Source organism: Rossellomorea sp. GCM10028870, assembly GCF_042666755.1.
In the GTDB taxonomy this organism is placed as follows: domain Bacteria; phylum Bacillota; class Bacilli; order Bacillales; family Bacillaceae_B; genus Rossellomorea.
Genome location: NZ_JBHTGN010000001.1, coordinates 54250 through 80889 on the forward strand (window position 1 = coordinate 54250; position 26640 = coordinate 80889).

34 protein-coding genes and 1 pseudogene are annotated in these 26640 nt (G+C 35.4%); 28 read left to right on the top strand and 7 right to left on the bottom strand.

Annotation, left to right across the window (positions count from 1 at the left end):
* Window positions 1-127 precede the first annotated feature (127 nt).
* Both ACFQWC_RS00275 and ACFQWC_RS00280 read left to right on the top strand, forming a co-directional pair.
* A complete protein-coding gene (locus ACFQWC_RS00275; protein WP_377105545.1) occupies window positions 128-853 on the top strand; it encodes an alpha/beta fold hydrolase in 726 nt (241 codons plus the stop codon).
* A gap of 548 nt (window positions 854-1401) precedes the next feature.
* Window positions 1402-1878, top strand: a complete 477-nt coding sequence (locus tag ACFQWC_RS00280; protein ID WP_377105547.1) for an SRPBCC family protein — start codon at window positions 1402-1404, stop codon at window positions 1876-1878.
* Window positions 1879-2359: 481 nt separating this feature from the next.
* On the opposite strand, the gene ACFQWC_RS00285 is transcribed toward ACFQWC_RS00280, so the two are convergent.
* Together ACFQWC_RS00285 and ACFQWC_RS00290 are read right to left on the bottom strand one after the other, a co-directional pair.
* Complete coding sequence (locus tag ACFQWC_RS00285; RefSeq protein WP_377105549.1) at window positions 2360-3154, bottom strand: SDR family NAD(P)-dependent oxidoreductase; 795 nt, start codon at window positions 3152-3154, stop codon at window positions 2360-2362.
* Window positions 3155-3250: 96 nt separating this feature from the next.
* Entirely contained in the window at window positions 3251-4273 is a 1023-nt protein-coding gene (locus tag ACFQWC_RS00290; protein ID WP_377105551.1) for an AraC family transcriptional regulator, read from the bottom strand.
* Window positions 4274-4963: 690 nt separating this feature from the next.
* Between ACFQWC_RS00290 and ACFQWC_RS00295 the strand changes: the two genes are divergently transcribed.
* The 6 genes from ACFQWC_RS00295 to ACFQWC_RS00320 all read left to right on the top strand — a co-directional run bounded on the left by ACFQWC_RS00295 (window position 4964) and on the right by ACFQWC_RS00320 (window position 8018).
* Entirely contained in the window at window positions 4964-5158 is a 195-nt protein-coding gene (locus tag ACFQWC_RS00295; protein WP_148996010.1) for a DUF6980 family protein, read from the top strand.
* A 150-nt stretch (window positions 5159-5308) separates the two neighbouring features.
* On the top strand, window positions 5309-5935 hold the full coding sequence (locus ACFQWC_RS00300; protein ID WP_377105553.1) for an HD domain-containing protein: 627 nt from the start codon (window positions 5309-5311) through the stop codon (window positions 5933-5935).
* Between the two features lie 46 nt (window positions 5936-5981).
* On the top strand, window positions 5982-6314 hold the full coding sequence (locus ACFQWC_RS00305; protein WP_377105555.1) for a DUF3221 domain-containing protein: 333 nt from the start codon (window positions 5982-5984) through the stop codon (window positions 6312-6314).
* A 92-nt stretch (window positions 6315-6406) separates the two neighbouring features.
* Window positions 6407-6928, top strand: a complete 522-nt coding sequence (locus ACFQWC_RS00310) for a VanZ family protein (RefSeq protein WP_377105557.1) — start codon at window positions 6407-6409, stop codon at window positions 6926-6928.
* Between the two features lie 131 nt (window positions 6929-7059).
* Window positions 7060-7566 (top strand): GrpB family protein, encoded by a 507-nt coding sequence (locus ACFQWC_RS00315; RefSeq protein ID WP_341356765.1) that lies wholly within the window; start codon window positions 7060-7062, stop codon window positions 7564-7566.
* Window positions 7567-7679: 113 nt separating this feature from the next.
* Window positions 7680-8018, top strand: a complete 339-nt coding sequence (locus ACFQWC_RS00320; RefSeq protein ID WP_341356764.1) for a hypothetical protein — start codon at window positions 7680-7682, stop codon at window positions 8016-8018.
* A gap of 269 nt (window positions 8019-8287) precedes the next feature.
* Here the strand turns inward: ACFQWC_RS00320 and ACFQWC_RS00325 are convergent, their stop codons facing one another.
* Complete coding sequence (locus tag ACFQWC_RS00325; RefSeq protein WP_341356763.1) at window positions 8288-9559, bottom strand: FtsW/RodA/SpoVE family cell cycle protein; 1272 nt, start codon at window positions 9557-9559, stop codon at window positions 8288-8290.
* Window positions 9550-9894, bottom strand: a complete 345-nt coding sequence (locus ACFQWC_RS00330) for a PadR family transcriptional regulator (protein WP_125479584.1) — start codon at window positions 9892-9894, stop codon at window positions 9550-9552. Before ACFQWC_RS00330 ends, ACFQWC_RS00325 begins: the two co-directional genes overlap by 10 nt.
* Before the next feature lie 393 nt (window positions 9895-10287).
* Here ACFQWC_RS00330 and ACFQWC_RS00335 point away from each other — a divergent pair, with 393 nt between their 5' ends.
* From ACFQWC_RS00335 to ACFQWC_RS00370, 8 genes are all read left to right on the top strand, one after another.
* The gene (locus ACFQWC_RS00335; RefSeq protein WP_282139144.1) at window positions 10288-10572 is read left to right on the top strand and encodes a hypothetical protein; all 285 of its coding nucleotides are present in this window, start codon (window positions 10288-10290) and stop codon (window positions 10570-10572) included.
* Window positions 10573-10685: 113 nt separating this feature from the next.
* On the top strand, window positions 10686-11123 hold the full coding sequence (locus ACFQWC_RS00340) for an NUDIX domain-containing protein (protein WP_148996006.1): 438 nt from the start codon (window positions 10686-10688) through the stop codon (window positions 11121-11123).
* 193 nt (window positions 11124-11316) lie between these two features.
* On the top strand, window positions 11317-12009 hold the full coding sequence (locus ACFQWC_RS00345; RefSeq protein WP_282139143.1) for an aspartate/glutamate racemase family protein: 693 nt from the start codon (window positions 11317-11319) through the stop codon (window positions 12007-12009).
* Between the two features lie 411 nt (window positions 12010-12420).
* Window positions 12421-12828: a hypothetical protein gene (locus ACFQWC_RS00350; RefSeq protein ID WP_341356762.1), complete on the top strand. Its 408-nt coding sequence runs from the start codon at window positions 12421-12423 to the stop codon at window positions 12826-12828.
* Window positions 12829-12905: 77 nt separating this feature from the next.
* On the top strand, window positions 12906-13217 hold the full coding sequence (locus ACFQWC_RS00355) for a hypothetical protein (RefSeq protein WP_341356761.1): 312 nt from the start codon (window positions 12906-12908) through the stop codon (window positions 13215-13217).
* 196 nt (window positions 13218-13413) lie between these two features.
* A complete protein-coding gene (locus ACFQWC_RS00360) occupies window positions 13414-13998 on the top strand; it encodes a hypothetical protein (RefSeq protein WP_341356760.1) in 585 nt (194 codons plus the stop codon).
* 243 nt (window positions 13999-14241) lie between these two features.
* Window positions 14242-14730 carry an RNA polymerase sigma factor gene (locus ACFQWC_RS00365; protein ID WP_341356759.1) on the top strand — a complete coding sequence of 163 codons (489 nt, stop codon included), beginning with the start codon at window positions 14242-14244 and terminating at the stop codon, window positions 14728-14730.
* Entirely contained in the window at window positions 14727-15413 is a 687-nt protein-coding gene (locus ACFQWC_RS00370) for a zf-HC2 domain-containing protein (protein WP_341356758.1), read from the top strand. Before ACFQWC_RS00365 ends, ACFQWC_RS00370 begins: the two co-directional genes overlap by 4 nt.
* A 135-nt stretch (window positions 15414-15548) precedes the next feature.
* Here the strand turns inward: ACFQWC_RS00370 and ACFQWC_RS00375 are convergent.
* A pseudogene (locus ACFQWC_RS00375) lies at window positions 15549-15735 on the bottom strand (IS1595 family transposase); the annotation flags it as partial.
* 97 nt (window positions 15736-15832) lie between these two features.
* On the opposite strand from ACFQWC_RS00375, the gene ACFQWC_RS00380 reads away from it, so the two are divergent.
* From ACFQWC_RS00380 to ACFQWC_RS00400, 5 genes are all read left to right on the top strand, one after another.
* Window positions 15833-16363: a DUF4367 domain-containing protein gene (locus tag ACFQWC_RS00380; protein WP_377105563.1), complete on the top strand. Its 531-nt coding sequence runs from the start codon at window positions 15833-15835 to the stop codon at window positions 16361-16363.
* Between the two features lie 600 nt (window positions 16364-16963).
* The gene (locus tag ACFQWC_RS00385; protein ID WP_377105565.1) at window positions 16964-17251 is read left to right on the top strand and encodes a hypothetical protein; all 288 of its coding nucleotides are present in this window, start codon (window positions 16964-16966) and stop codon (window positions 17249-17251) included.
* Between the two features lie 71 nt (window positions 17252-17322).
* Entirely contained in the window at window positions 17323-17448 is a 126-nt protein-coding gene (locus ACFQWC_RS00390; protein WP_377105567.1) for a hypothetical protein, read from the top strand.
* 455 nt (window positions 17449-17903) lie between these two features.
* Complete coding sequence (locus ACFQWC_RS00395; RefSeq protein WP_377105569.1) at window positions 17904-18413, top strand: GNAT family N-acetyltransferase; 510 nt, start codon at window positions 17904-17906, stop codon at window positions 18411-18413.
* Window positions 18414-18784: 371 nt separating this feature from the next.
* Window positions 18785-19900, top strand: a complete 1116-nt coding sequence (locus ACFQWC_RS00400) for an L-dopachrome tautomerase-related protein (RefSeq protein ID WP_377105571.1) — start codon at window positions 18785-18787, stop codon at window positions 19898-19900.
* 235 nt (window positions 19901-20135) lie between these two features.
* Here the strand turns inward: ACFQWC_RS00400 and ACFQWC_RS00405 are convergent, their stop codons facing one another.
* Window positions 20136-20498, bottom strand: coding sequence for a hypothetical protein (locus ACFQWC_RS00405; RefSeq protein ID WP_148970000.1), 363 nt, complete (start codon window positions 20496-20498; stop codon window positions 20136-20138).
* 189 nt (window positions 20499-20687) lie between these two features.
* Between ACFQWC_RS00405 and ACFQWC_RS00410 the strand changes: the two genes are divergently transcribed.
* From ACFQWC_RS00410 to ACFQWC_RS00430, 5 genes are all read left to right on the top strand, one after another.
* Window positions 20688-21170: a hypothetical protein gene (locus ACFQWC_RS00410; protein ID WP_377105573.1), complete on the top strand. Its 483-nt coding sequence runs from the start codon at window positions 20688-20690 to the stop codon at window positions 21168-21170.
* A 271-nt stretch (window positions 21171-21441) separates the two neighbouring features.
* On the top strand, window positions 21442-22266 hold the full coding sequence (locus ACFQWC_RS00415; RefSeq protein ID WP_377105575.1) for a S8 family serine peptidase: 825 nt from the start codon (window positions 21442-21444) through the stop codon (window positions 22264-22266).
* A gap of 13 nt (window positions 22267-22279) precedes the next feature.
* Window positions 22280-23083, top strand: coding sequence for an SAR2788 family putative toxin (locus ACFQWC_RS00420; protein WP_377105577.1), 804 nt, complete (start codon window positions 22280-22282; stop codon window positions 23081-23083).
* A 16-nt stretch (window positions 23084-23099) separates the two neighbouring features.
* Window positions 23100-23657 (top strand): hypothetical protein, encoded by a 558-nt coding sequence (locus tag ACFQWC_RS00425; RefSeq protein WP_377105579.1) that lies wholly within the window; start codon window positions 23100-23102, stop codon window positions 23655-23657.
* Between the two features lie 253 nt (window positions 23658-23910).
* Entirely contained in the window at window positions 23911-24354 is a 444-nt protein-coding gene (locus ACFQWC_RS00430) for a GNAT family N-acetyltransferase (RefSeq protein WP_148995996.1), read from the top strand.
* 170 nt (window positions 24355-24524) lie between these two features.
* On the opposite strand, the gene ACFQWC_RS00435 is transcribed toward ACFQWC_RS00430, so the two are convergent.
* Window positions 24525-24929, bottom strand: a complete 405-nt coding sequence (locus tag ACFQWC_RS00435) for a DUF4279 domain-containing protein (RefSeq protein WP_148969994.1) — start codon at window positions 24927-24929, stop codon at window positions 24525-24527.
* Window positions 24930-25447: 518 nt separating this feature from the next.
* Here ACFQWC_RS00435 and ACFQWC_RS00440 point away from each other — a divergent pair.
* The gene (locus ACFQWC_RS00440) at window positions 25448-25912 is read left to right on the top strand and encodes a GNAT family N-acetyltransferase (protein WP_377107192.1); all 465 of its coding nucleotides are present in this window, start codon (window positions 25448-25450) and stop codon (window positions 25910-25912) included.
* Window positions 25913-26005: 93 nt separating this feature from the next.
* Window positions 26006-26602 (top strand): class I SAM-dependent methyltransferase, encoded by a 597-nt coding sequence (locus ACFQWC_RS00445; protein WP_377105582.1) that lies wholly within the window; start codon window positions 26006-26008, stop codon window positions 26600-26602.
* Window positions 26603-26640 lie beyond the last annotated feature (38 nt).

Genomic DNA, 26640 nt, shown 5'->3' on the forward strand with positions numbered 1-26640 from the left:
GACTTCGATCTTTATAATTTCTCCGATCTGAATGTCGGTAGCTTCTTTATTCGATTATCGCTGCAGTTTAGGCGAAAAAGCAGCTTTTATGCTATTGATAGTTGGCCAAAATGAAGGGATAGATTAAATGACTAAAGAAATGTTAGTGCAAATAAATGGTTGTAAACTATATGCAAAATTGGTGGGAGAAAATCATGAAAAACCAACTGTTGTAATGGATGCTGGATATGGTGATTTTTCCAAGGCTTGGGATTCAGTAATCGAAGATCTTTCAATGCTCTCTAATGTTCTAATTTATGATAGAGCGGGACTTGGGAAAAGTGAGACAAGTTCTAATCCCAGAACTAGCGGTGAGATGGTAAAAGAATTGAAGGAACTTCTTATTGAAGCCAACATTAATCCCCCCTATATATTAGTGGGGCATTCATTTGGTGGAGTAAACTTGAGAATGTTTGCAACTGAATATCAAAATGAAGTTTGTGGACTTGTCTTGATTGATTCTACACCTGAAGATTATAGAGAAAGATTTCTCCCAACAATGTCAGAGGATTTTCAACAAGCTTATAATAAGCAATTCATTTATGAAGGAAATTATTATGAATTTATGGAGAGCTTAAAGCAGTTGAAAGACACTAGACTTAAATTAAATGTCCCACTAATTGTTCTTTCAGCTGGAAAAAAAACTCATTATTCAAAGGAATCACAAGAGTTATGGAATGAAATGCAGAAAGAGATACTTGAAATATCCTATGTAGGTGAATTGGTGATTGCTGAAAACAGTGCTCATTATATACAAAATGATGAACCAGAAGTGGTAGTAGGTGCTGTGAAAAAGTTGATTGACAGTGTTTGAAGTTAGATTGTGAAAAATTACACTTGAATTAATCGTGGCGATAGCTAATAATGGGTCGATTCTTCAGCTTTATCGATACTCCATTATAGGGAAGGTTAATTAAACAAGAAGCATTTTGGGAAGTGACCATTATTAAAACAATATTGAGCAATGTAGCATTTGCAGTAGTGACAGTTTTTACGTTATTTCATGTAGTAGATAATTATTTGTTAGGGATAGTTCCTTTAATAGGTTTGTGGATAATCTTTGACTACATAAAAAAATTCGAGCAGAAAACGGTTGATATTAAAACGAAAAGAATCGGTGCATTTAGTTATTTTTTTACTGCCATTATAGGCTTGATATTATTCGAACTTGGGAGGGAATTCGAATAAAAAACATCAACACTAAAGAACGAATGGAACATTATAATCTGCGGTTTAAGTATTATGGTACTTTAAAAGCATGGAATAAATGGTTGATATTTTCCTGAGCTGAACAAACATTAGTTTGTTTTTTTGAATTAGTAGCTGGAGAAACTTCCAGGATAAAGAAAAGGAGATGAAATGATGAATAAGTATGGTACATTACATGAATCAAATGGTCGTTATGCTTTAAGATTTGAACGATTTTTCTCTCAAAAGCCAGAAGATGTTTTCCTTGTTATTACAACTCCGAGGTACTTCTCCCAATGGTACCCTTTTGCCACTGGAGAGATGGATGTCAGACTTGGGGGCAAAATTGACTTCGATGACGGAGAAGGAACGACTTATAAGGCTACCATCACTGAGTTAGAAAAGCCATATTTATTTGGTTTCCGTGAAGAAGGTGATCTAGTGAACATATCTTTGCAGGAAAGGGATAAAGGTTCTCTAATGATCTTCACCCATACTTTTGACGACGATTCATGGGCAGTTAATACCGCTGCAGGATGGCATCGGTGCTTGGATGTACTTCGCCAGATAGTCAACGGACATCCAGTGGAATGGAAAGATAATGCCTCTGAATTAAAGGAGTATTATCAGGAAGCTTTTCGAGCGAATTAATTAAATATATTGAGTTAACCATTAGAGACTAATTGGTATAAGGTGCTTATTTCATGCAAGTGCTTTAATTGAATAAGAAAGATTGAAAGCCAACATTAGGTGCTGGCTTTTTATCATACTTAATAAAGGAAGCGGTAGTATGAAAGTCGTTGATTTTTGGTATCAAATTGGCTTGATTTGATGGTTTACTATGAGAAAGTAGAGACTTTATCTTGTATTAAAGTGTTCAACAAACGGGGGCGTTTATTGAAGAACGCGTCCTTTTCCTGTATTTGGCCAGTTAATAGAACAACTCTTTATTACAGAGTAGACTCTTACTATGTAATAACAAATAATTTTCTATTAAGTAATGCACCTTAATAGAGATTTTATTTATCGGAAATAAGATTTCAACAATCAGGCCAGATTGTTGATCGTTTAACGAAGATTTGTTTTTTGAAAGGATTCTTACTCACCTTGAGAGGTGAGTAAGGGAAAAGTGCTAGAAAATAGTCGGTACCATGCCTCCATCCATACGAATCGGAGAACCTTTAAAAGCGGAAGCATAAGGGCTACATATAAAGGTAGTTAATCTACCTATTTCAGCTGGCTTGATAAATCGTTGAATTTCAGATTGAGGTAGATTTTTAGTCATAAATTCTTTCTCTTTTGCTGAAAAAGTCATATCTTCATTTGGATACATCCCCTCAATTATATGATGCACATTTTCAGAGAGCGATGGTCCTGGCAAGATGGTATTGATTGTAACTTCTTTTCCTATTGTTAATTTAGATAGGCTTTTTGACAATGATAATAGCATTGATTTTGTCATGCAATATTGAGGCATTTGTCCCGATGGCATAACTGCTTCTTCACTCGCAATAAAGATAATTCGGCCAAAATTATTTTTTATCATTTTAGGTAAGTAAAATTTGGATAGTCCATTTGCTGCAAGAACATTAGTACGGATATACTTTTCCCATACTTCATCGTCAACGTCCTCATACTTCATAATTTCATATATCCCCATATTGTTAACTAAAATATCAATTTGGGGATGTTTTTTAAATAATGCTTCCCTTTGTTGATTATCTACAATATCGGCAGTAGCATTTTGAGGGAAGATATCAGGGAACTCTAGCTTAATTTCATTTACAGTTCGTTCTACCTCTTCGTAATTTCGTCCATTAATTAGTACATTAACACCTTCCTTTGCAAGTTCAATGGCAATTGCTTTACCGATCCCTCTTGTTGAACCAGTGACTAAAGCTGTTTTATTTTTTAAGTCCATATCCATAATACATTGCTCCTTTTAGATTGAAAGATATTCCTTTTCTTCTGTAGCACTTATTCAGTTATCCTGCTGATAATACAGTGTCGAAAAGTAAATTAGTCAATTTATCAAGTTTGCACCGAGATGTTCAGTACGCCATTGTAAAGGGGTAGCACCTTCCCATATGTGAAAGGCGCGGTAGAATGAGTTTTGGTCTTCATATCCAATTAAAAAGGCAACCTCTTTAATATCCAACGACGGGTCTGCCAGGTATTCTCTTGCCTCCTCGTGTCGAACTTTTACTAACAAATGCTTGAAGCTTGTGCCTTCTTCAGTAAGCCGCCGTTGCAAGGTTCGATCACTTATCCCTAACTCGCTCGCAATAGTCTGAATGTCAGGGCGACCTCCTGCTAAGCTACGTTTCATGATCCACTTGACCGTCTCGCTAATTGAAGGGCTGCGTGGCTGCTCATTCAACGACTGTTCCAGTGCCGGAGTCAGTATCTCTAGCAATTCTGCATTATACGAGACAAAGGGACGATCCAGATCTGCTCGATGTATAGTCAACCTGTTACAATTTGTACCGATCTGAATTCGGCAGCCGAAGTAATCTTCAAGTATCTGCATGTCGCCAATTGAATGGGTAGAAAATTCTACTAACTTTGCTGTCAAAGGTTGACCTGTGCCCCGGCGCCCCAGTTCGAGAAGAAATGCCAAAGTAATGCCAATTAATATGGACAGACCGGGGTGTTCACTATGAAATGTTTTTATTTCAATTGTACAGTGTTCACCTTCCTCGGTGATATGTAAGCTTTCAGGTGGGCAAAGTTGTTTGTACTTGGCCATTCGCTTTAAAGCATCACGGTAGTCACGAGCGTGGTAAGTTGCTAAGACAGTCGGGGGGAAATGATCTGTTTCAAAGGATGTCGCGAGCTTGATGATTCCTTTGGAGGTGTCATCAATGAGTTCGGAAAAAGCCTGCCAGATCGCAAAATATTGGGCTGTGGTGACAAATGGATCAGAAACAATGGAGATTGGCAATTGTGCTTTTCGAACTACCTCGTTGGCGACTATTCCCAATTGTCGTAATCCTGTCCAAAATCCTGCAGGGATTTTTATACGATCAGAGGTATAGAACGTCATACATATGGGCCTCCTTTATCTATTTTCATTAGTAGTTTAAGCGTGTCCTTCTTTGCTAATAGTACAGTTTAATAGTAACTCTCCAACGATGCTCTGTAACTAGCGAATGGCGACAAAACACTTGCTAACTACGCCAAATTGTATTAATAACGATAGCAGTACATAAAGATCTATTTACTAAATTGGTCAGTTTGTTTAAAGCTCTATCTTATTTTCCACTATTCAGCAAACAAAGTGCAATTGTTGAATAAGCAAGATGAGAAAATAACAGATTTATTTGCTGAGCAGTACACGAATAAAGTGCAATTACTTTTCTTATTCAAAAGACCGGGGCTTATCCTGAGCTGGCTGAGTTTCTTTTGTGTTTAAAGTTTTTCTTGAGTAAGCTGCTTGATTTTGAAATAATTGGTATTAAGTTAAACGGCAGTTTACTCGAAGAACTATGTGATTTCCAATAAAAAAGGGAGATTTGATACAAAGGATTATTCAGCAAAACAAATACGAAATTACAATGAAATATATTCTTGTCACACTTTTCTCATTATCGACTTTAAGAAAGTTAAAAAGAATAGAGAACCTTAGAAAAGAATTAAAAGAACAGCAAGAACAAGAAAATGATTTTAACAAACTATAATGAATTTCCGTTACTTCACTAACCAGTGTTTGTACTAAATAAGGAGAAATAAAATTATGAAAAAGCATTGTTGTGAGGATATGGCTTATCATGCTAACTTCGAGTGTGATATACATAAGAACCCCTTTACATGTCCCGACAAGATAATCATTTTTGACGAAAAGGATAATGACTACGGTTTGATAATTCATGATGGCGGCACGTCAAGTATCAGCATTTATTTTTGTCCTTGGTGTGGTTCAAAAATTTGAAACAATAATTTTTCCTTGTTGAATGAACGGGGGCGTTTGCTGAACAAGCAGCCACCTCCCTTCAACTACGCCAGCAAGCGTTAGCATCTTCGGCTAACGGGCAGGATAATGGAATAAACTACTCTTCAAATAGTATTAGGAGGTTTTAAAATGGAAACAAACCTATTGAAGATTCTGGAAATAATCAAACTGGGCGAAAAGTTAAAATTTGAAATGAGACACAGTTGGTTATCTAATGGTAGAAAAGAAAGTGTAGCCGAACATACTTGGAGAGTTGCCCTATTGGCTATTCTAATAGAACCTTATTTAATGGAAAAGGTTGATACTTCAAAATTATTAAAAATGATTATAATCCATGATTTGGTTGAGGCTGAAGCGGGAGATATTCCAGCATTTGATACCATGGATAATCATGTAGCAAAGGAACAAAAGACAACTAATGAGATTAAATCAATAGAAAAGATAAGGAGTATTTTAGGTGGTTCATTAGGGGATGACCTTTACAATCTATGGTTCGAATTTGAAAATAAAGAGACATATGAAGCAAAAGTTGCAAATGCTTTAGATAAATTAGAAGCCCAAATTCAACACAACGAAGCAGATATATCAACATGGATAGAAATTGAACACAGAATGAGTTTTATGATGGGCAAGCATGTTGAGTTTGACGAAAATCTAAAACTTTTAAAGAATTTAATTGAAAGTGAAGCTGAAAGGAAATTGCAAAAAGCCGGAGTGGATACGACAAGAATTAAGAATGCGATCTTGACTAAATAATTTAAGGTTTCCTATTTAATAATCCCAAATGGGAGGAATAATGTTAGTGACAAGGATATTTATAGCATTAGCAACCATTGTCTTATTAACCATTGTTGGGTGCTCTAATTTAACAGACAGAAGTAAAGAAAAAAACAATGAAATCAAAACGGAAAGTTCCAGTTTTATAGGAACAATCAAGGAAATTAACGGTAACACTGCTCTTGTTTCTGCTAAAGTATTTAAGGGTAATCCTGAAGGTAATGTGTTTGTTGACCTTTCCGTGAATAATGATGAAACATTCCAATTTGGAGATAAGGTAAAAGTAGAATTTGATGGCACCATTAAAGAATCGAATCCAGCTCAAATTAATACTCTCTCTGTTGAATTGGTTGATTGATAAAATAATTCCGTGTTCCATAAACGGGGGTCGTTGATCTAAGAAGAATTAACGGGCAGGTTAACGAAAAGTGAGATAGGAGTAATTTAATTATGCGGGTAATTATAAAAGTAATCTCATTAGTGGTTATGTTTCTTTATTTATTAGTTCTTTCAAAACTAATCCTATTTAAATATCTAACAATGCCTGACATCATTAGTCATTTTACTTTTAATTATGACGGCGACTATTGGAACAACCATAACTTTATTCCATTTAAAACAATAATATTTTATTTGTTCTTAGCAGATATAAATTTCAATATTAGAGTTGAAAACTTAGTAGGAAATATAATTGGCTTTGCACCTTTTGCTTTTATTTTGCCTTTAGTGTCAAAACGTTTTCGGTTGTTTAAGAAGGTTATAATAGCTACATTCTGTTTAAGTCTAACATTTGAACTAATTCAATTCGTTTTTAAGTTTGGAAGTTTTGATGTTGATGATTTAATTCTAAATACAATTTGTGGCATCTTAGGCTATATATCTATTCACGCTGTCTTATTATTAATAAATAACATAAAAGCAAAAAATAGAGTAGAGATTTTAAATTATCTAACTAGTCGGCATGACAACTGAAATATCAACTAATAGACCACGACTATTGCCAATCTTCAATTATTGGGCAGGTTAATGGAATAAGAGTGGTTATTTATGGTACGATATTCCAATGTTTAAATATCGCATCCATATTAAAAAGGGGGAATAAGATGTTAGGCTTGCCGAAAGGAGAGGTATTCCTCGTTCCTTGGACAGAGGAATGGAATAAGGAATTTTTACTTGAGAAAGAAAAAATCCAAGATAAAATTGGTGGGTATATAAAGGATATTCACCATATAGGAAGTACTTCAGTAAAACATTTAAGTGCAAAACCAATTATTGATATAGCCATAGAAATCAAAACTTTTACTGATGGGGAGAATACAGCTTCATTTTTAGAGGAGTTGGGATATTCATATAAAGGTACAAATATTTTGCCTGACAGACATTATTTTAGCAAGGGGGAGCCAAGAACTCATCAAATCCATATGTATCAATGTGGAAATGATTATTTACTTGAACAACTAAAGTTCAGAGATTATCTGAGAAATAATGATGCAGTAAGAATTAAATATGAACAGCTCAAACTTGATTTAGCAAGCTTAAATAAAAGTAACAAACATAAATATGCAGAAGAGAAAACAGCCTTTGTTAAAGCAATCTTAGAAAAAATCTAAGAGCTACTTATTCAACAAACGGGGGCGTTTGCTAAACAAGCAGCCGCCTTTTGTTCAAATATTGGGCAGATTAGCTAAAGAGGGATACATACAGAAACTGGAGGTGGATTTATTTGGATTTTACAACGCTTAAATCAGGAATAGTAAGTTTGATTGCTGCAATTTTAATATTCGTCAGTCTGTTTGTTTATGAGCCGAATTTTATAACAAGGGTTGTCGCTTTATTGGTAGCAATTGGAGACGTAATTATTAACCTATATAGAAGACGGATAACAAAAAATGCTTTTTATTGGTTTTCTGGAGTGGTTATTATAAGTATGGGCATTATCGTATTTTGGGAAGAAGGTTCTTATACTAATAGTTATGAAGTGGTTTTACCTCTGTTATTTATTTTCACCATACTCCTAGCTACATACAGAGATATTTTCAAAAAAAGAAACAATGAAGGGTAAGCAATTTATTATAAGTAACCTACTCTTCAATTAAAGGGGGCGTTAATTCAAGAAAGATAAACGCTTTTCATAATGAATTTATTAAAAGATGTAGCAGGTTCGTGGAAGAAGGTAATTAAAGACCGCAACGGAAGAACCGTTTGAGTATAAAGGATTTGGCACTTTTTTATCATTAATAAAGTAGCCCATTAAAAAATCTCAGACTGGCAAATAGTCTGAGATTTTTTAGTAATGGCTTCTTGCAGCATTGAATCCATTATGGATCGCTTCTAATTACTTTGCGGACCGTGAGTCAAGGAAACTGTCTCCTTGGTTCTTCGCCTTCTATATACACTTAGAATCAGTCCTGCGGATATCATCTCCAGCAATAAATGTGAACCTCCATAACTCATGAATGGCACGGAAACACCAGTGAGTGGAGATAAACCGAGATTCGTCAGTAGGCTTAGTATAAACTGAGCTGAAAAGACTGCTGCCAATCCTGTAATAAGCAACTTGCCATAAGGTGAATTCACACTTTTGGCGGTGATCGATATTCTATAAATAAAAAATATAACCAGGGTTACAGCCGTGATTGCGGCTAGCCACCCAAACGAATAGATGATGTAAGCCAAGATAAAATCTGTATGGACCTCAGAAATGAAACTTGGGGTCACCTGAAGGGCACTTCCTATAAAATAAGCCTCACCTATTTTAAGATCTGTATAGAAGCTTACCATGGAGTATATCTGAGAAAGAGACAGCAAATTCCAGATGGGCCATATAGAAGCAGCAAGGGTAAACGCTATAGTTTGCTTAAGGCTGGACCTTGACGTATGCATGATTGCTGCGCAGACAATGATGCTAATGATAGTAGCTGTGAAGGCTCCTGTAGTCGCCAATAAGACGATAGGTGTTGACATAAGACCTACTCCAAACCAAGACTTTCGATTATCATTCCAATCCCAGGAATGAAAGATTCCTGCAAGAGCAATGACCAGTAGGAATGGAGTGATCTCAGTGAAATTAATAGTGGCCAAACCTACATTTAAAAATGGTACATCATCGACTCTAACTCCAATGAGAACGGTCAATAAGAGTATGAGGATTGTTGCCGCATAGAAGTGCTTGGAGTATTTCATCAATCTTCTGTAATCAAGCATAAATAGGCTTAGCATGAGCACGACACCCAACACGTAGAAGCCAAGACTTTTATTGAAAACTTTCAGTTCTTGAAGCTCTGTAAAAGCCGAATGGAATTGCAAATAATACATAACCAGCAGCCCAAATAGAGAAGCTGTCAGCACTGGCAGCAAGGTTTTCACATCCAATGGGGCTTTGTGTGTTTTGTTAAGCTGCTTTCCCAAAACTCCTGAATCTCCCATACGTGCTAATGCTTGATCTATAGCCTCTTCTTCTGAAAGTCCCGTACTCATTGCCTCCTCTTTGAGCGTATGAAGGTGATCGTTAATTTCCAGTTTTATATGGGCATGTACATCCTTATTTTTAATCCGTTTACACAAATCTCTAATATACATTTCAAACTTATTATCTAATCCCATACGATTTTCTCCCCACTTAAAACTTCGTCAACAGCATTCTTGAAAACGGACCACTCTTCTTTTTTTTCTTGAATAAATTCTTTGCCCTGGTTATTAATCTTGTAATATTTCCTCTTTCTCTTTCCGGTCCCTTCGCCCCAGTAAGATACAATTAATTCTTTTTCCTCAAGGCTATGAAGGATGGGATAGATCGTGCCTTCCTTAAAACTAAAAATTCCATTAGACTTCGATTCCAGTTCTTTAATAATTTCATAGCCGTACATTGGTTTAGAATTAAGCAAACTCAAAATAAGAGTAGTGGTACTACCCTTTAGCAATTCTTTGCTTATCTTCATAAACAGTCCACCTTTCTAATGCATAGTAAACCTATGCATAGTTATTATATGTATAATTTATGATATAAATTAATTCTTGTCAATATGTCTATAAAGAAGAACGGCATGTTTTATATAACAAAGACTCATTAAGTAATCGTTAGAGCACATTCTTTTCATAAATTGCTTTTAATAGTTGAATGTGGTGTCAGTAAAAAAAAGGGATAACAGACAATAAGAATTCCTATCATTTATGATTTTTATGTTTATGAAGCAAACATTGATTATTCAACTATCGGGGGCGTTGATCTAAGAAGGATTTACGCTTTTTTTGTTGAAGTTATTGGATTAGCGGACAGGTTAATAGAATACTATGTAAATGTTGTCCTATGGGAAAAAGAGGGAGTGAGTTATATGGATAACGTGATAAAAAGGTTTTTACAATCAGAAATAATGTATCAAGATTTATATGATGAAATAATATATTTCATCTCAAACGTTCATGTAAGAAATGGTGAGTTTGAAGGTAACGAGTTTATTATAAAAAAAATGGACCAAGAGAACTTTATTATATTTCCAGAATATACATTTCATGGTGAAAGCCAAAGAGATATTCCATATAGTACATCTATTTATAGAAAAAACCTACTAAAAGAAATTAACGATTATGCACAAAAACAAGATATAAAAATGAAATAGTTTATTTCGCTAAGGGGGCGATAATCCAAGAAGGGTTATGCCTCTTTTTGTTGAATACAATAAAGGTTGGTTAGATTTTAATTGGTAGCCAATATTTTTAGGAGGGATTTTATATGTTTGTAGTAAATGTCGAAGGTGCTATTCATCGTAATGGTAAGTGGTTGCTAATCCGAAGAAGTAAAAAAGAGGACCATGCTGGTGGTATGCTTTCACTAGTTGGAGGTAAGTGTGAAGTTGAAGGATTTTCAAGTGATATCCTTGAAAGAACGTTAATTAGAGAAGTTTTTGAAGAAGTAGGCATCAAAGTTATTGATCTTAAGTATGTGAACAGTTCCTCTTTTGTAACTCAAGCAGGAATCAATGTAATTGATGTCGTGTTTCTGTGTCGACCAGAATCGGGGGAGCCATACGCTAAAAGTACAGAAGAAGTTGATGATGTTTTATGGATGGCTACTTCTGAAATCCTGAGAAACCAGGAATTGCCTGAGTATTTAAAGAAAAATTTAAAGCTTGCGGAGAATGCTTTAGAAGAAAAATTTTATGTAAAATAAGTACGGTTATTCCGTTATTGGGCGCTATTCTGTAACAAGGATAAGTGTTCATTTTCATTTTAGTACCATATTATTGAATACTACGTAGGGATTATCAATCAGTTTATTGAATTTTTTAAGAAGATGTATTTTTGTTCCATAGGAGCGTTGATTTGAATTAGAATAACAAAAAAGGCTGAGACGGGGTTTTAACATGAAGGTTATTGGTCTTATTGGTGGAATGAGTTGGGAATCCTCTGCTGAATATTATCGGATTATTAACGAAGAAGTGAAAAGAAGATTAGGGGGGTTACATTCTGCAAGATGCCTTTTATACAGCGTTGACTTTGAAGTAATTGAGCGTTATCAGTCAGAGGGTGACTGGAAAAAGGCTGGTGAAACATTGGGTGACGTTGCACACTCTCTTGAAAAAGCTGGCGCAGATTTTATCGTCATATGTACCAATACCATGCATAAGGTTATTGGTGATATACAGGAAAAAATAAATATACCTATTTTGCATATTGCAGATGCAACAGCTCATCAAATTAAAGAGCAAGGAATTAGTTCAGTAGGGTTACTCGGCACAAGGTATACGATGGAGCAAGATTTTTACAAATTACGTTTAGAGTCTAAGGGTATAAAGGTTATCATACCAAATGACAATGAAAGAGAGATTGTAAATAAGGTTATTTATGAAGAGTTATGTTTAGGTAAGGTTCAACAAACATCTAGAGATTATTATAGAAAAGTAATCCAAGGTTTAATCGAAACTGGAGCTAAAGCTATTGTATTAGGTTGTACAGAAATTGGATTATTGATAAAACAGGAGGACTCCGATGTTCCTCTGTTTGACACAACTTATATTCATGCTCTTGAAGCAGCGAATATGTCCATAAAGAAGTAGCGATTTATGCAGCTCTTTTACATTGATTGATATTACACAAACTGGGGGCGTTTGCGTTATATATGGAAATCAGCTAAATGATTTTCATTTAATCCAATATAAAAATGCCATCTAATAGAAGAGAATTATTCAATTAACGGGGCTTATCCGGGGCAGGATAAGCTTCTTTTTTGTTTAAAGTTTTTCTTGAGTAAGATGCCGTTTTTTGAAATAATTGGAATTAAGTTAAAGGGCAGGTTAATTGAAGAAGAATAATTGTAAATGATATTCCCAAAACTAAAAATTAGAGCTTATTAAAAACAAGGAGGTTACTCTTTTGGTTGTTTTGGGAACAAACAATTTTTACAATGATACGACTTGTAATGTAAGAGATGTCTTTTTAGAATTTTTAGTTGTAGGTAAATCACTATTATGAAGAAATATAATTTTGTTTTTCTATTCTTTATTGGATTTTTAATTAGCAGCCCAATGGCTGGAGCAAAGAATTATATCAATCAACGGGTTCCTTTTGGGGAACAATTAACGACGCACTCATTAAAGCATTATGAGATTCAAAACATTAAGATTGAAAATGATTCTGGGCAGCAGCGTGTATTCAGTATTAAGGATGGTTTTCAAGAACGGGTACTCAGAAAAGTGGTACACTGGCTTAATAACTCTAGCCGTGTAAATGGAACAAGCGAGGTATCCTTAGATAACCCATCCAACAAATTGACATTAAAAATGGCAAATGGTGAAGTGATTACCATTGAACCCGCTTATACGTGTGTAACTGTCAATAAACGCAAAACCTGTACGGCTAAAGATGGAAACTTATAGTTTCGCAAAATAGCCAAAAAACACGGTTAAAGTCACAATCTTTTTATGATTGGATCTTAGTAGGGTGGAGAAAAGAGTTGAACGGTCCAACTAAAGAAGAGCTGCTTGAGGAAGCATTATTTACACGTTATTTATATTATTTGGGTCCATCCTATGATGATTTTTTTATGTGTCCAAAAATCATAATTGAACCCATTGATGGGGATCCCAGAAGACATCTTATTTTTGCCAGTGCTTTAAACTATTCAGGACACCACGGTAGCGATTATGATAAACTTACTTTTTTTGTGAGGGATTCTAACCTAACAGGAATACAAGTAAAAAATGTAAAAATAAAGAAACACATTACGCAAGAAGAAAGCCAAAAACAGTGTCAAACTTTCGACTAGATATATATACAAGGGGTGTTTATTTTAGAGAGGTGAACACTTCTTTTTGGGTTCTACAGCAAATAAAAGTTATTATTAGTTTGTGAAGGATTATACTTAAGCTAACGGGGGCGATTGCTGAAAAGCAGCCGCCCTTGTTCAAGTAAAAGGTTGATGGAAGAACGCTAGTGACCTTTTGCGTTTATAGGGGGAGAAAATGAAGAAAAATTTATTTGTTATCTTTATAATTATAGGTATATTTTTAATCGGTAGTTTATCAGGACTGCACTTTAAAGAGATAAATGCTGTACCAGGAGATGTTAAACTGATTAGCTCCAGTGATATTGGCGGTTATGCAAAAGCAGTATTATTTGAAGATAAAACTTCCAATACGTTTGGAGTTGCGGAAATTGAAAAGAAGTTTGGTTTTCTGTATCGATATGATGGTGGTTCATGGGGCGATATGGTAGAGGAAGGTAAACCTTTTCAAGCCACTGGAATTGGCGACGATGATGATTTTTTAGTAGCGATTAAAACTGCAAAAAACTCTAATATTGAGTATATTGTACTAGGAAACCATATGGAAGGTGTAACACCATCGGATAAATACCAATTAACGCTTGATAATGTAAGAGAAAACATTGACGAATATTATTTGAAAGAAGTAGAAGATAACTATGTGTTATTTGTGACTGAGGAATATTCAGAGGATACATGGACTATTAGAGCTTTTGATAAAGAAGGTAACTTAATAGCTGATGAATTATTTGGAGGAGACGCAAGATACATTAATTGGGAATAGAAGCATATTAAATTAACGGGGGCAATAACTGAAGATCGGGCATCTGATCTCCAGCTTTCTTTTTGTTCAATTATAGGGCAGTAATCTAATCTTTTATTAGGAATTTTAAAATCAGAAAGTAGAAAGTTATTCTAATTTGTTATTGTAATTAAAGGCAGACCTAAAATGTGTCTGCCAATTTTTTTGTGATTTTTGTAACGAAATACCTTTAACATAGTCTTACATATGAAGGGAGGTTGAAATGTGGCAGAGTTTGAGAATATATACAATCAATATTTTCGGGATGTTTACTCGTTTTTATTATCGTTAAGCCGTAATGAAAAAGTTGCCGAAGAAATAACACAGGAAACATTCTTTAAGGCCTTAAAAAGTATCGATAAATTTAACGGCAATTGCAAAATCAACGTATGGCTTTGTCAAATAGCTAAAAATACTTACTTTACTTATCTCAGCAAACAAAAACGATACGATAATACAGAAAATGTAGGAGAAAAAATAACTAAGGATAGTATCGAAGCGATGATACTTAGTAAGGAAGAGACTTTTCGAATTCATCAGGTGTTACATTGCTTAGATGAGCCTTATAAAGAGGTGTTCACACTAAGAGTATTTGGAGAACTATCCTTTAAGCAAATAAGTCAGCTCTTTGAGAAAACGGAGAGTTGGGCAAGAGTCACATTTCACCGAGCTAAACAAAAGATACAAAATAAGTTAAAGGAGGGGGCAAAATGAAGAAAATATCATGTGAAATAGTCAAAGATATACTTCCTTTATATTATGACAATGTATGTAGTAGAGAAAGCAAGAAAATGGTTGAAGAACATCTTATCGAGTGTGATGAGTGCAAGAGTGAATTAGCTAGAATAGAAGAGGATATTAAAATTCCGAAAGGAGAAATTGAAAAAAATAATAACGATGGTAATGTTATAAAAAATATCGCTTCCTTTTGGAACCGTTCAAGAGTTAAATCCTTTATGAAAGGTATAGTTATTAGTACATTAGTATTTACTCTTATTTTCTTGGGGTATATCAGTTTGTTTCATTGGGACATCACAGATGTGCCAACTGGTGTGGTGAAGATAAAAGAGGTAAGTGAATTGTCAGATGGGAAAATTGTTTATCATATAGAACTCACTGATGGTTATCAATTAAATACAATTAAATATCACATGGATGAAGAAGGGAACTTTTACTTAACTCCTTTCCGTCCAGTAATTAAGGAACATGCGAAGGCACCATATTCAATGGTAAAAGGTTATGAGATTTTTGACATTGAAGCTCAAGAGGTAAATCGTGACTCGGAGATAAAAGCGTTGTACTATGGAACCCCACAAGATAATATATTAATTTGGAAAAAAGGAATGGATTTACCCAAAGCAAGCGAAGAAGTGGAAAATATGTTTCATTTTGAGTAAATGCAAGTATTGGTATTCAACTAACGGGGGCGTTTGTTGAACAAGCAGCCGTCCTCTGTTCAAGTAAACGGGCAGTATAACGGAGTAAGCGAATTCAAAAGTTATTCCACATAACAGAATAAGGAGACAGCCGTTTCATAAAGGAATGGCTGTTTTTTTTACCTCTCCCAGGAAACTAACGGTAATACTATTTAAATTTTGGCAAGCATTAAGAAGTATTTGAATCATCTGCTCTTTTTCCACCATCTTTTTTACTTTGCTGGAGGAAACTGAATCAGTAAATAATTGTCCAAATACTTGGAGTCGCCACTCCTTGGAACCTACCCACCTACTTTTTTGGTTCGATCGGTTAGTAATTAATTTCCATTAATAGATAATTGTTGCTGTGGGAAACTACAATTAAAAATGGGGGTTAGAATATGCTTTGTAAACGAGTGCTATTGCTTTTTTTAATTATAACTTTGACTTCAACTGTTCTGAACCAAAAGTTTACTTTTGCTGAAATCGTCAAATCAAAACGTGTTCAAGCTAAAGAGATTAAATACAATCACAATAGTATTAAGATTGAAGAACTCGTTAGTAAGATTGGTTTTAATGTTCTTATCCCTGATAAACTACCTAATGATTGTACATTGGAGATTAAAACATATCCTGAATGGGCAAATGATGGCTTCACTCAAATCAGATTACACTATATGGATAAAGATGATAAAGTTCTCTTAGTCGGAATTGGACAAAGAAAATTATCAAAAACTCAATCGGAATTTTCATTTCAAGATGCGGAAACCGTTAATATTAATGGAAACAAAGGATATTTTAAAATCTATGATAATGCTCCTGGTGGAATACTTACTTGGAATCAAGAAGGAACTTTTGTAGAAATGGATAGTAACACTGTTAACAAACAAGAAATGATAGAAATTGCAGGATCGATGAAAGTGTTTAAGTAAAATACGTAGCATTACAAATTAGGTTTAGACAAATAAATTCAATATAAAGGGGCTTATCCAGAACAGGATAAGCCCCTTTATCGTGAAATTTGGAATCAAGCTAATGGTCAGGATAATGGAACTCCAAGAAGTTACTATACACAATTGGACAAGTGTAATAATAACGTTGACTTTTTCATAAATTTTAACATTAACCACTTTGTGGAGGGATACTAATGAGTGAATATATTTTGATTTTTGTAGCTCTCCTTATGACTATTGCCCTTCTAAGTCTTATCGACTTTATCCTAAGAGTGCTGTCATTAAGGAATTTTTATGGAGCTACTTTGAATTTGCTATTATTTTGTATACTAATAATGGCTTCTTTTATTATTATAAATTGGGATACTGGTGTAAGGCTGGTTTTAGATTAAAGTCCTTTTTATGTAATTTATGTATTATCAGGTTATTCCTTTAACGGGGGCAATAACTAAGATCAGCCAACTGTTCCCAGGCAATTGCCACCTTCCATTGTTGGGGAGGTTAGTGGAAATAATAGGAAATTGAGGTGAAGAACATTATTGCATGGCATAAATAAAAATATATTGGAGGGGAATAGTTATGTGGGTAATATTAGGGGTTATTGCAATAGTAGCAACTTTTATAAATCTTTATATGTATACAGCAGGAAAGGACTATAAGCTCGCTATGGCGTTAGGATTATCATTTACAGCATTAACACTTTGTGCAGATTACAGTTATGTATCTCGGTTGGTAAGAGTGGAAGATTGGGCGGCTTTATCGGATGTAGTACCTGGTATGGCAAGGGCACTATGGTTCTTGACAATTGTTTCTATCTTACTAAATATAGCCCCTATATTTTTAGAACGAAAACGTAAGAAATCATGACTTATTATTACATCAACACCTTGTCATTCTTCGAACCAATTTTAGAAAGTGCGTCTAGGATTCATCCACCAATGAAGGAAATCTCCCAATTACTTAAGGAGCAGATTGAACGTCCGGTTACTATTGTTCCTTATCCACTGCCCTATGATTTGGTTGATCAATCTTTACAGGGTGGAGAAGGACTGAACAATATTTAGACAATGATTTTCAGCGCGGCAATTCTCCACTCGCTAAAGGGGGAGATGATATTCGGTGGTTGGATAAATTAAGTACGGACCTGTAGAATGGAATTGGTTTGAAAACAATAACCACATTATGAAATTAGATGAGTACAATTTGGTCATTTCTTTTTAGTCGTTTAAAAAGTATTCATCATCGGAACCTTTTGTTGCTGTCCAGCTACTTGTATGTAGATACACGACAATAATGTATTATGTCCCCAATCTTCAAGTTAAGAGGGCGTTGATCTAAAAAGGATTAACGTCTTTTTGTTGAAGGTAGTGGATTAACGGGCAGGTTACTTGAAGAAGGAATCCAAATAATCGGTATCGAATTATATTAAAAATTTCATAAGGAGATAACAAACGATGAAGTTCAATTCCGTTCACATTGATAGATTATTAATATAATGTACAAAAGGCTGGAATAAATCATGGCAAAAAAAGAAGCATCGAAAATTCAAACAGAACGATTGATTTTACGTCCGAGAGCAGAAAAAGACATTCCCAATATGCTTAAAATGTTGAACAATGATGAAGTAAGAGAATTTCTTGGAATTAATCCCCCTCGTGATGAAGACTCAATGTTAGAAATGGTTAGGAATCGTACTGAAACAAAATGGACTGTCGCATTAAAAGATACGGATGAATTCATCGGTGATGTAATGATTCCAGAAATAGCAGAAGGTTATCTTGGCGAAATTGGTTATCGCTTCATGAGGGAGCATTGGGGATGCGGTTTTGCGTATGAAGCGGTTTCCGCGGTCATTGACCATAGTAAAAGCACATTACACCTTAAACGCCTATTTGCTACTATAGATAATAATAATATTCAGTCAAAAAAGTTAATTGAAAAACTCGGATTTACTTTGGTAGCGGTGTTGCCTGAATCGCATTTACACGGCAGAGTTGCCGATGTAGCTTACTATTCGCGTATAGTATAAGCATCCTTACGCTCTCCTGAGAAAAATGCACAAACAGGTGAGGGTTTAAATGGGGGATATTTTTGGTCAAACGATATGATTTTAGTGAAGAGGATTAGGCGGGAAGATATTAAAAGAGTTGTTAAACAACTAATAATAGATGGTGAATTTGAAAGAGTATTTAATCTTTGTGAATAATAGGCTTGCTTATTCCATTAACGGAAGTTATAGCTGAAGATCGATCAGACAGCTGATCTTCAGCGTTTTTTCTTTCTGACAGACTTATAAAATTCAGAAAACGATCAATTCAATAATCTTTTCGTATAAAAAAACTTATTAAGAAACATGCACTAGAAAAAATATAAATCATATATAGGTGATATCCCGTTTGAATGCTTGAGGAGGATATTATGAAACCACCTATGTTACCTAGTGAAAAATATTTCGGCAATTTAGAACTAGTTTATTCATTTTATGGGGCTATGCCTACAGGTGTTAGTGTTTCGGAAACTGGTCGTGTTTTTATTTGTTTTCCGAAATGGGGAGACGATGTTAAATTTACGGTAGCGGAAATTGTTGAGGATAAATTGCAGCCTTATCCTAATTTACAAACCAATTCGGTTAACCCTGAGAATATCACAATGACTTTCATCAGTGTCCAAAGTGTAGTTGCTGATGGAAGGGGAACGCTTTGGGTATTAGATACAGCGGCACCCAATTTTTCTGAACCAATTAAAGGTGGGGCGAAATTAGTCGCTGTTGATTTAAAAACCAATACAATTAGAAGAGTATATACCTTTACAGAGGATGTTGTCCTGCCAACAACTTACCTGAATGATGTCCGATTTGATTTTCGTGTTGGAAACGCTGGTTATGCCTATATAACGGATTCTTCTTCCAAAGGACCAGGAGCTATTATCGTCGTAGATTTAGAAAATGGAAACGCATTTAGACGGTTAAATGGGGCAAATTCAACTTCACCCGATCCCTATTTTATACCGAAAGTAGAAGGAAAAGTGTTGATGAATCGAAATAAAGATGGCGGGACTTCTCCCTTTAGATTGGCGTCTGACGGTATTGCGATTTCTCCTGATGGAAAGGTTTTGTTTTTTTGTCCACTAACAAGTCGTCATCTATTCTCGATCCCAACAGAAGCCCTGAGAGACAGAAATATACCGGACATGGATCTACCTTATCATGTGGAGTATTGGGGAGAAAAAGGTGCATCTGATGGAATGATTACAGATGCAAAAGGGGTCGTTTATGCTGGAGATTATGAGAACAATAGTATTCGAAAGATATTGCCGAATGGCATAATGGAAACCATCGCACATGATCCGAGAATTTTATGGCCGGATACTTTTTCGATTGGTCCGGATGAATACTTATATGTCATTGTGAACCAATTACATCGACAGGCAAGATTTCATTATGGAAAAGACCTGCGACAAAAACCTTATAGTTTACTTCGTATGAATATTGATGAATTACCTGCATCTACCATTTGATAATCAAAATTAGTTGGTTCATTTTTTTGTAAAATTTTACTGTAGTGCCAATAGGTCGTAATTTGTAAAAGTAAAAGAAAACGCGGTTGAAAATGAGGGGAATCGTATATTTCCCTTTTTTACGTGAGTCTCTTTATATTGTGGAATAAAGAATTGTGAAAATTGGTCATAGTAGAGCGGGGGCGGTTCTCTCTCTATCCCAAAAGTATAGTGGAACCGTCCCCAGTCAGCTATTTTAGTTGACCGAATCATGCAGATAGGAAACGGCAATCTGAAATGCCTTTATCCTTCTCTCGATGTAGGTACGCTGCCCACTTCCGGGCTTCAGCTTCTCAAGAAAGGAAGGAAGCGTCAACAGCAAACCCTCCAGAACCCCTTTTGCCTCTATCAAATCTTCTTTGCTGACATCTAAATCTTTGCCTTCCCAACATGCATGAAGCACATCTGCGCCAATCCTTGCTGCTTTCAATCGCTTCTCAAGCAACTTTGTCTGAGGAGCACCAGGTTTCATATGAGCAAGGGCATTTTCAGATTTACGAATGATGGATAGAAATGCTTCAATAGATTGCTGTTTTTCTTCCTCTGTCATATTTACCATGAGTCAATCACCTCGTTTCTCTTAGAATAGACTATTTGTAGTTTAACAAAAATACATAACCAGGACTGACATTTAATAAAGTGAAGTCTAGATACAATAGATTATTAAACTTACATAATTTTTAATAGTTCTCACCCGCCACAACTTAAAGCTAATAAAAAAATTCAAGAAATAAGGAGTTTAAACCAAATGGAAACAAAAGATAAAGTTCAAGCAGAGACCCTGCTTAACCACCTTTTCCGAGGATCTCAACTGGATGGAGTTCAATTCGGGGTATCCCCAGGTCCCTTTAGGCTATCTTTCTTTCATTATAAAAACACCGATGTCGAGGATGCCCAACTCTTTTTAAACATTGAATCTAAGTGGTGCCTTCTGTCTTCAAATGTAAAACAGTATCCTTCAAAAGAGGATGAAATAGAAGATCTTTCTGAAGAAGAAAACTATCTCCAAATCATTCGAATGAGAAGACAAGTGGTGGGAAAAATCGAACTGGTTGACGAGCATGCTCCCCACTTACTCATTCGATTTGAAAACGATTATTCATTATTTATAAACGGATATCATGACGAATTTGAATGTTGGCAAGCAGGGATTGATGGGGATAGTGAACTTGTAATTGCCTTACCAGGAAAAGACCTGGCTATTTGGACTCCTGATCATATTACTGAATGATGAATGCAGATCGCTTTGATTTGAGGTAAAGAATTAGTGTAAAAAAGTTAGAAAATACGCTTTCTCCCAGTTGGGATTGGGCGTATTTTTTTGCTTTTATTAAGGAAAGAAAAGTTAAGGTTCCTTTAAGCTTCCGTTAAGCTTCCTGTAAATTTCCACCATTATAATATAGAAAGAAGAATTCTTCAAAAAAGGTTGAATCGATCGATTTATCAACAGAATGTATCTTGTCAAAAGTGTGTCGACCAAGAGAAAGGTTACGTCAAACAAAATGAAACGTAAAGAGACTTATCGTGTAATAGGCATCATCGCATTGTTGTTCGGAGTAGCTCTTTTGCACTTGATTAATGAGAAGCAGCCAATCAAGGTCGCTGTACTCGATAGTGGAATTAATAAAGACCATCCGGCATTGAAAGGAAAGATACATAAATCATTTAATGTCATTCAGCCGAATCAACCGATTGAAGATCATTATGGTCACGGGACTCCGATCGCAGGCATCATAGCTGCCGAGGATTCGGGAGGCGAAATGAGCGGACTGGCTCAAAATGTGTCCATATATGATGTAAAGGTTCTAGATAAGAAAGGCAACGGGAAGGTAGCCGATTTGGTCAAAGGAATCAACTGGTGCATCCAAGAGAAGGTAGACATCATCAATATCAGTTCCGGTTTTCAAGTAGATGATCAACTCCTTAAGAAGGCAATTGATGAGGCGCTTTCTTCAGGGATTATCATCATAGCGGCTGCGGGTAATACACTGGGGCAAGAGGCTGACTATCCGGCACGCTATGAAGGCGTATGGTCCATCACATCTGTAAACTCCGACATGGTCCGATCTTCATTAGCGGCAAGGGGAAAGGTTGATTTCGCCGCGACTGGGACAGAGGTTCTTTCAATCAATAAAGATGGGGACTTGGAAACCTTCAGCGGTACTTCCTTCGCTGCTGCCCAAATATCTGGATATACAGCCCGCATACTAGATCGTGAGCACAAAGGGATCAAGAACATTTACAAGATGCTGCAAAGAGAAGCGATAGATTTAGGAGAAACAGGACCGGACCAAGACTATGGACATGGACTTGTAAGAATAAAATAAAGAGGTGCGCACATTGAGAAAACTAGTACTAAAGTGTTTGGTCATCACATTATTGTTCTCCATACTCCCTCAAGGGACCATGGCAGCAACAGAGGAAGATGCTCAACCACAAGGAATCGATTTAGAACAGGCTGAAAGATCGGTTAGTGAGGAACATGATGTCGATCTTTCAGAACAGGTGAAAGTAGAGATTAAAGAAGATAGTGATGAGAAACTTGTTTTAGATATGGAAGTAGATGAGGAAGACCTGAAAATTGATACAGAACTATCCATGGACCTTGATAGCCAAGATGCGATGATCACAGGAAGCATCGTGGATGAATCAGGAAATGTATATGATGAATCCTACCATGTTGTCTTCCACGAAGTAGATGATGAGATACTGATCGCTACTTTAACCGATACGCAAACAGGTGAAGAGTACGAGATCAACTCTACCACTCTACAAGCTTCAGTTATTCCGATTATAGTGGGTATTGTATTAAGATTAGGTATAAAGTATGCTATTAAAAAGTTTGGAAAAACAGCCGTAAAAAATGCCTTGAAACAAAGCTTGAAGAAAAAATGGAGTGCAGACGATTTAAAATCACTTCCAAAAGCGGATCAAAATGACATCAAAAAAATGTACGGCACTGCTTCCGATGCCTGGGATTTCTTCAATGCACAAGTCTCCAGTCAAAGGGAAGTATCACCTGGAGTATTTGTCGGAAAAGACAAAAACGGAGTAACCTTTACATACAGGAAATCTTCTAAATCAGGTCCTCCTACCATTGACGTAAACGGCATAAAAGGCGTTAGAAAAATAAAGTTTCTATAGGGAAAGAGGTATTTGAATGGAAAGAGTACAAAAGGCAGACGACATTTCCCGGTTAAAGGAATCATTCCAGAGAGTATGTAAGAAATCGGATCCATTTGGCAATCCATTTCAAGAAACCCTGAACGAAAAGGTGCTGATCTTCCCGACCAACGGTTATTATCTTCAGGAAAATCAGTTCCATGCTCTGATGAAATCCATTGAACAGGTTGGACAGGGGACCTTTTTCGTGTCGGAGTCGGAAGGTGATTCTTTTAATCTTTCACAGGACTTTCACTCGGAGTTGGCACCACAGCATTGGGTAGTCGAGAGTACCATTTCCTACGAAGACTATCAATCCATGCCTCTTGTGGTCGAGAATTCCCTCTATTCACCACAAGGAGAGTGGGGCTTGCAAATATCCCATGAAGACCACGCAATCCTTGCAGGGAATTCATTATTCATTGACACATTTAAAGAAGCGTATCCCGAATGGAAAGAGTATAAAGAAAAATTTCTTCAATATTGGGTTGGTGCAAATAAGGAATTTTCTACGGATATTACATGGGTTCACGACTTCTTAAAACATTATAAATAAAAGGGTTACAAGATTGATTTCCACATTCATCATAAAAACCGGCCACTTTTGTACTGGCCGGTTTTTGTGGTTTTTGGTGTCTGACCCTCAGCACGATAACGTTTTATTGTAGTGAGGGACAGATACTACTTTTCTGTTCTTGTTCTATTAAAGATCAAGTTAATGGAAGAACTCTCTTGCTCAAAATGGTATTAGTAAGATAGCATTCAATTATATTTGTTTTTTCTAAATTTGTGGAGGTATAGATAATTCCATGAGCAATTTGTATTTTAGAGATATTGATAAAACTAATGTATGTATAGTAAAAAATATAAAATTAAAACCTGGCCAAGATAAATTTATTGAAACCGTAGAAAAATGTCTGGAAGAGGCTAAGGCTCACCATGAATGGCACCCGGTAGCTATATATTCTGATGAGGAGATTATTGGCTTTGCAATGTATGGTTCGTTTGGTTCAAATAAAGATACTTGGATTGATAGAATAATGATAGATCAAAATTTTCAAGGTAAAGGCTTTGGAAAAATTGCAATGACTAAACTAATAGACATAGTTTCGAAAGAATATGGGGTAAACGTTATTTATTTAAGTATCATTGAAGAAAATAAAATAGCTCATCGTTTATATGAAAGCATAGGTTTTGAGTTAACGAATGAAAGAGACCCAAATGGAGAACTTATTTTTAAGTACACTAGATAATTTTGAAATAATTGGTATTAGTGAAAAAGTAGTTTGATCGATAATCGACAAGTTCAGTGGACAGATAATATAATGATCTGTTTATTTATGTTTTATTTTTGATTTCAGTGTCTGACCCTCGGCACGTTAACATTTTATTGAGAGAGTGACAGATATAAGTTTTCGTGCACTTACATTACATAAGTGCAAATATCCATTTCAGCTTCTAAATCGTTGACAATAAAGGATAATGTAGATGGAGAAAAATACATACCAGGTACATTATTATTATAGATCTTAATAACAATTGTCATTTTACAGTCAAACGTATTGGTTCTTTTAATCTGAAGGATTTTCTCTGTCTTTTCATCGAGAATTTCTTTCATTTTACTCAAAGCATCATTAATATCTACTGATGGAGCGTAACCTGTATTAATCTCCCAACATCCCTCTAACCTTTTCATTAGTCCATTATCTCTGATGAAATCGTCTTTTCTATAACTTAGGGAGGGCTGCAATTCTAGAAGTCTAGTAATTTCATCAGGATTTAATTCATCACCATATATGCAAAATTCCACATTGATTTCTGTATTCATTAAAATAGCCTACTCTCATTGTTATTTAAAAAATCAGCTTTAAAACAAATAGTTCTGAACATTATAATCATACCTACAGAAAGTGAAATAAACCTTAATAAAACATTAAATTAACCATAAATAACTTTTTTTGTAAAAACTCTTCTTGAGTAAGATATTAGATTTTGAAATAATTGGTATTAATTGAAAAAGTAGTTTAATCGATGAATAACTACTTGTGAAAGCAATTCACAAAGAAGGGAGTGGGATAAAAATGTTTAAGGAAAGCATCAGTCTCCCCTTAATATATTTCTTGGCATCAACTGTTTGGCAAATAATCGATAATCGACAAGTTCATTGGATAGATAATATCATGATCTGCTTTTTTATATTCTTGTTCTTGATGTTATATAATTGGTCGAAAATCCCTTATAAATGGAAGAAGGATAAGGTATAGAAGGATTAATTTAATATTGTTATGTATCGGAAGTTTACATTAAAATCAACACAGCAAACATCAGGGGGAAAGTATATTGAATATGCACATTAGAGAAGCCACCCGGAATGATTATGATGTGGTTCATCAAATCCAAAGACAAGTGCACGAAATTCATACAAAGGAAAGACCGGATCATTATAAGATGGCTGATACTACGTTAGACAAAGAGTATTTTAATAACTTGATAGAAGGAGAAAATACAAAGGTCTACTTACTGGAAGAAGACCAACCAATCGCTTATACAATCCTTACGATCAAACATACAGAGGAAAGACCCATTCTCATTCCAAGGAAAGTGGTCTATATGGACGATTTTGGTGTTGATCGTATGTACAGAGGAAAAGGAGCGGGGAAAATATTCTTTGGGAAAATATTAGAATTCGCAAAGAATATAGAAGCAGACTCATTAGAATTAGGCGTGTGGGAGTTTAACGAAAATGCTATAAAGTTTTATGAATCAATGAATGTAAAGACAAAAATGAGGAGGATGGAAATAGAGTTATAAAGCTCTCCTTGTTCCATCGCGTCCACTTGGATCTTCATGATTTGATATAATGTTTACCACGCAGCTTCAATGCTAAGGATAGGAGAGTGAAATATGGAAAATAACGTTTTTGAAGAGATGGCGAAAAGATACGATACAGAAGATCGAATAGAATTAGCTAAAGTAATTGTAAAGGAAGTAAAACAAGAACTACAAAATAGTAAATCAAAATCTCTAATCGACTACGGGAGTGGCACCGGTCTGATTAGTCTGGAATTAACGGATTTAGTGGAATCCATTTTGTTGGTTGATTCATCAGAACAAATGGTAGAGGTTGCGAAAGCAAAGATTTCTCAAAAAGGTATCACCAACTCGGAAGCACTTTATTCAGATTTTACCCAGGGTACTCCTGCTCTTAAGGCTGACATCGTGTTAATGTCACTCGTCCTTCTTCATATTCCCGATACTAAAAAAATTCTAAAAGAGTTGTTCAACATTCTGAATGATGGTGGCAAGCTCATAATTGTTGATTTTGACAAAAACGATAACATCAGCCACCCGAAGGTTCATAACGGCTTTGTCCATGAAGAACTGAAAGAAAAGCTATCCGAAGCGGGATTTAAGTCAACGGAAATCAAGACATTCCATCATGGAGAACGTATTTTCATGAATCAGGATGCCTCCATGTTTATATCCAGTAGTATAAAGTGATTTAGGGGAAACAATAGCTTAACCATAGAAATCGAGTT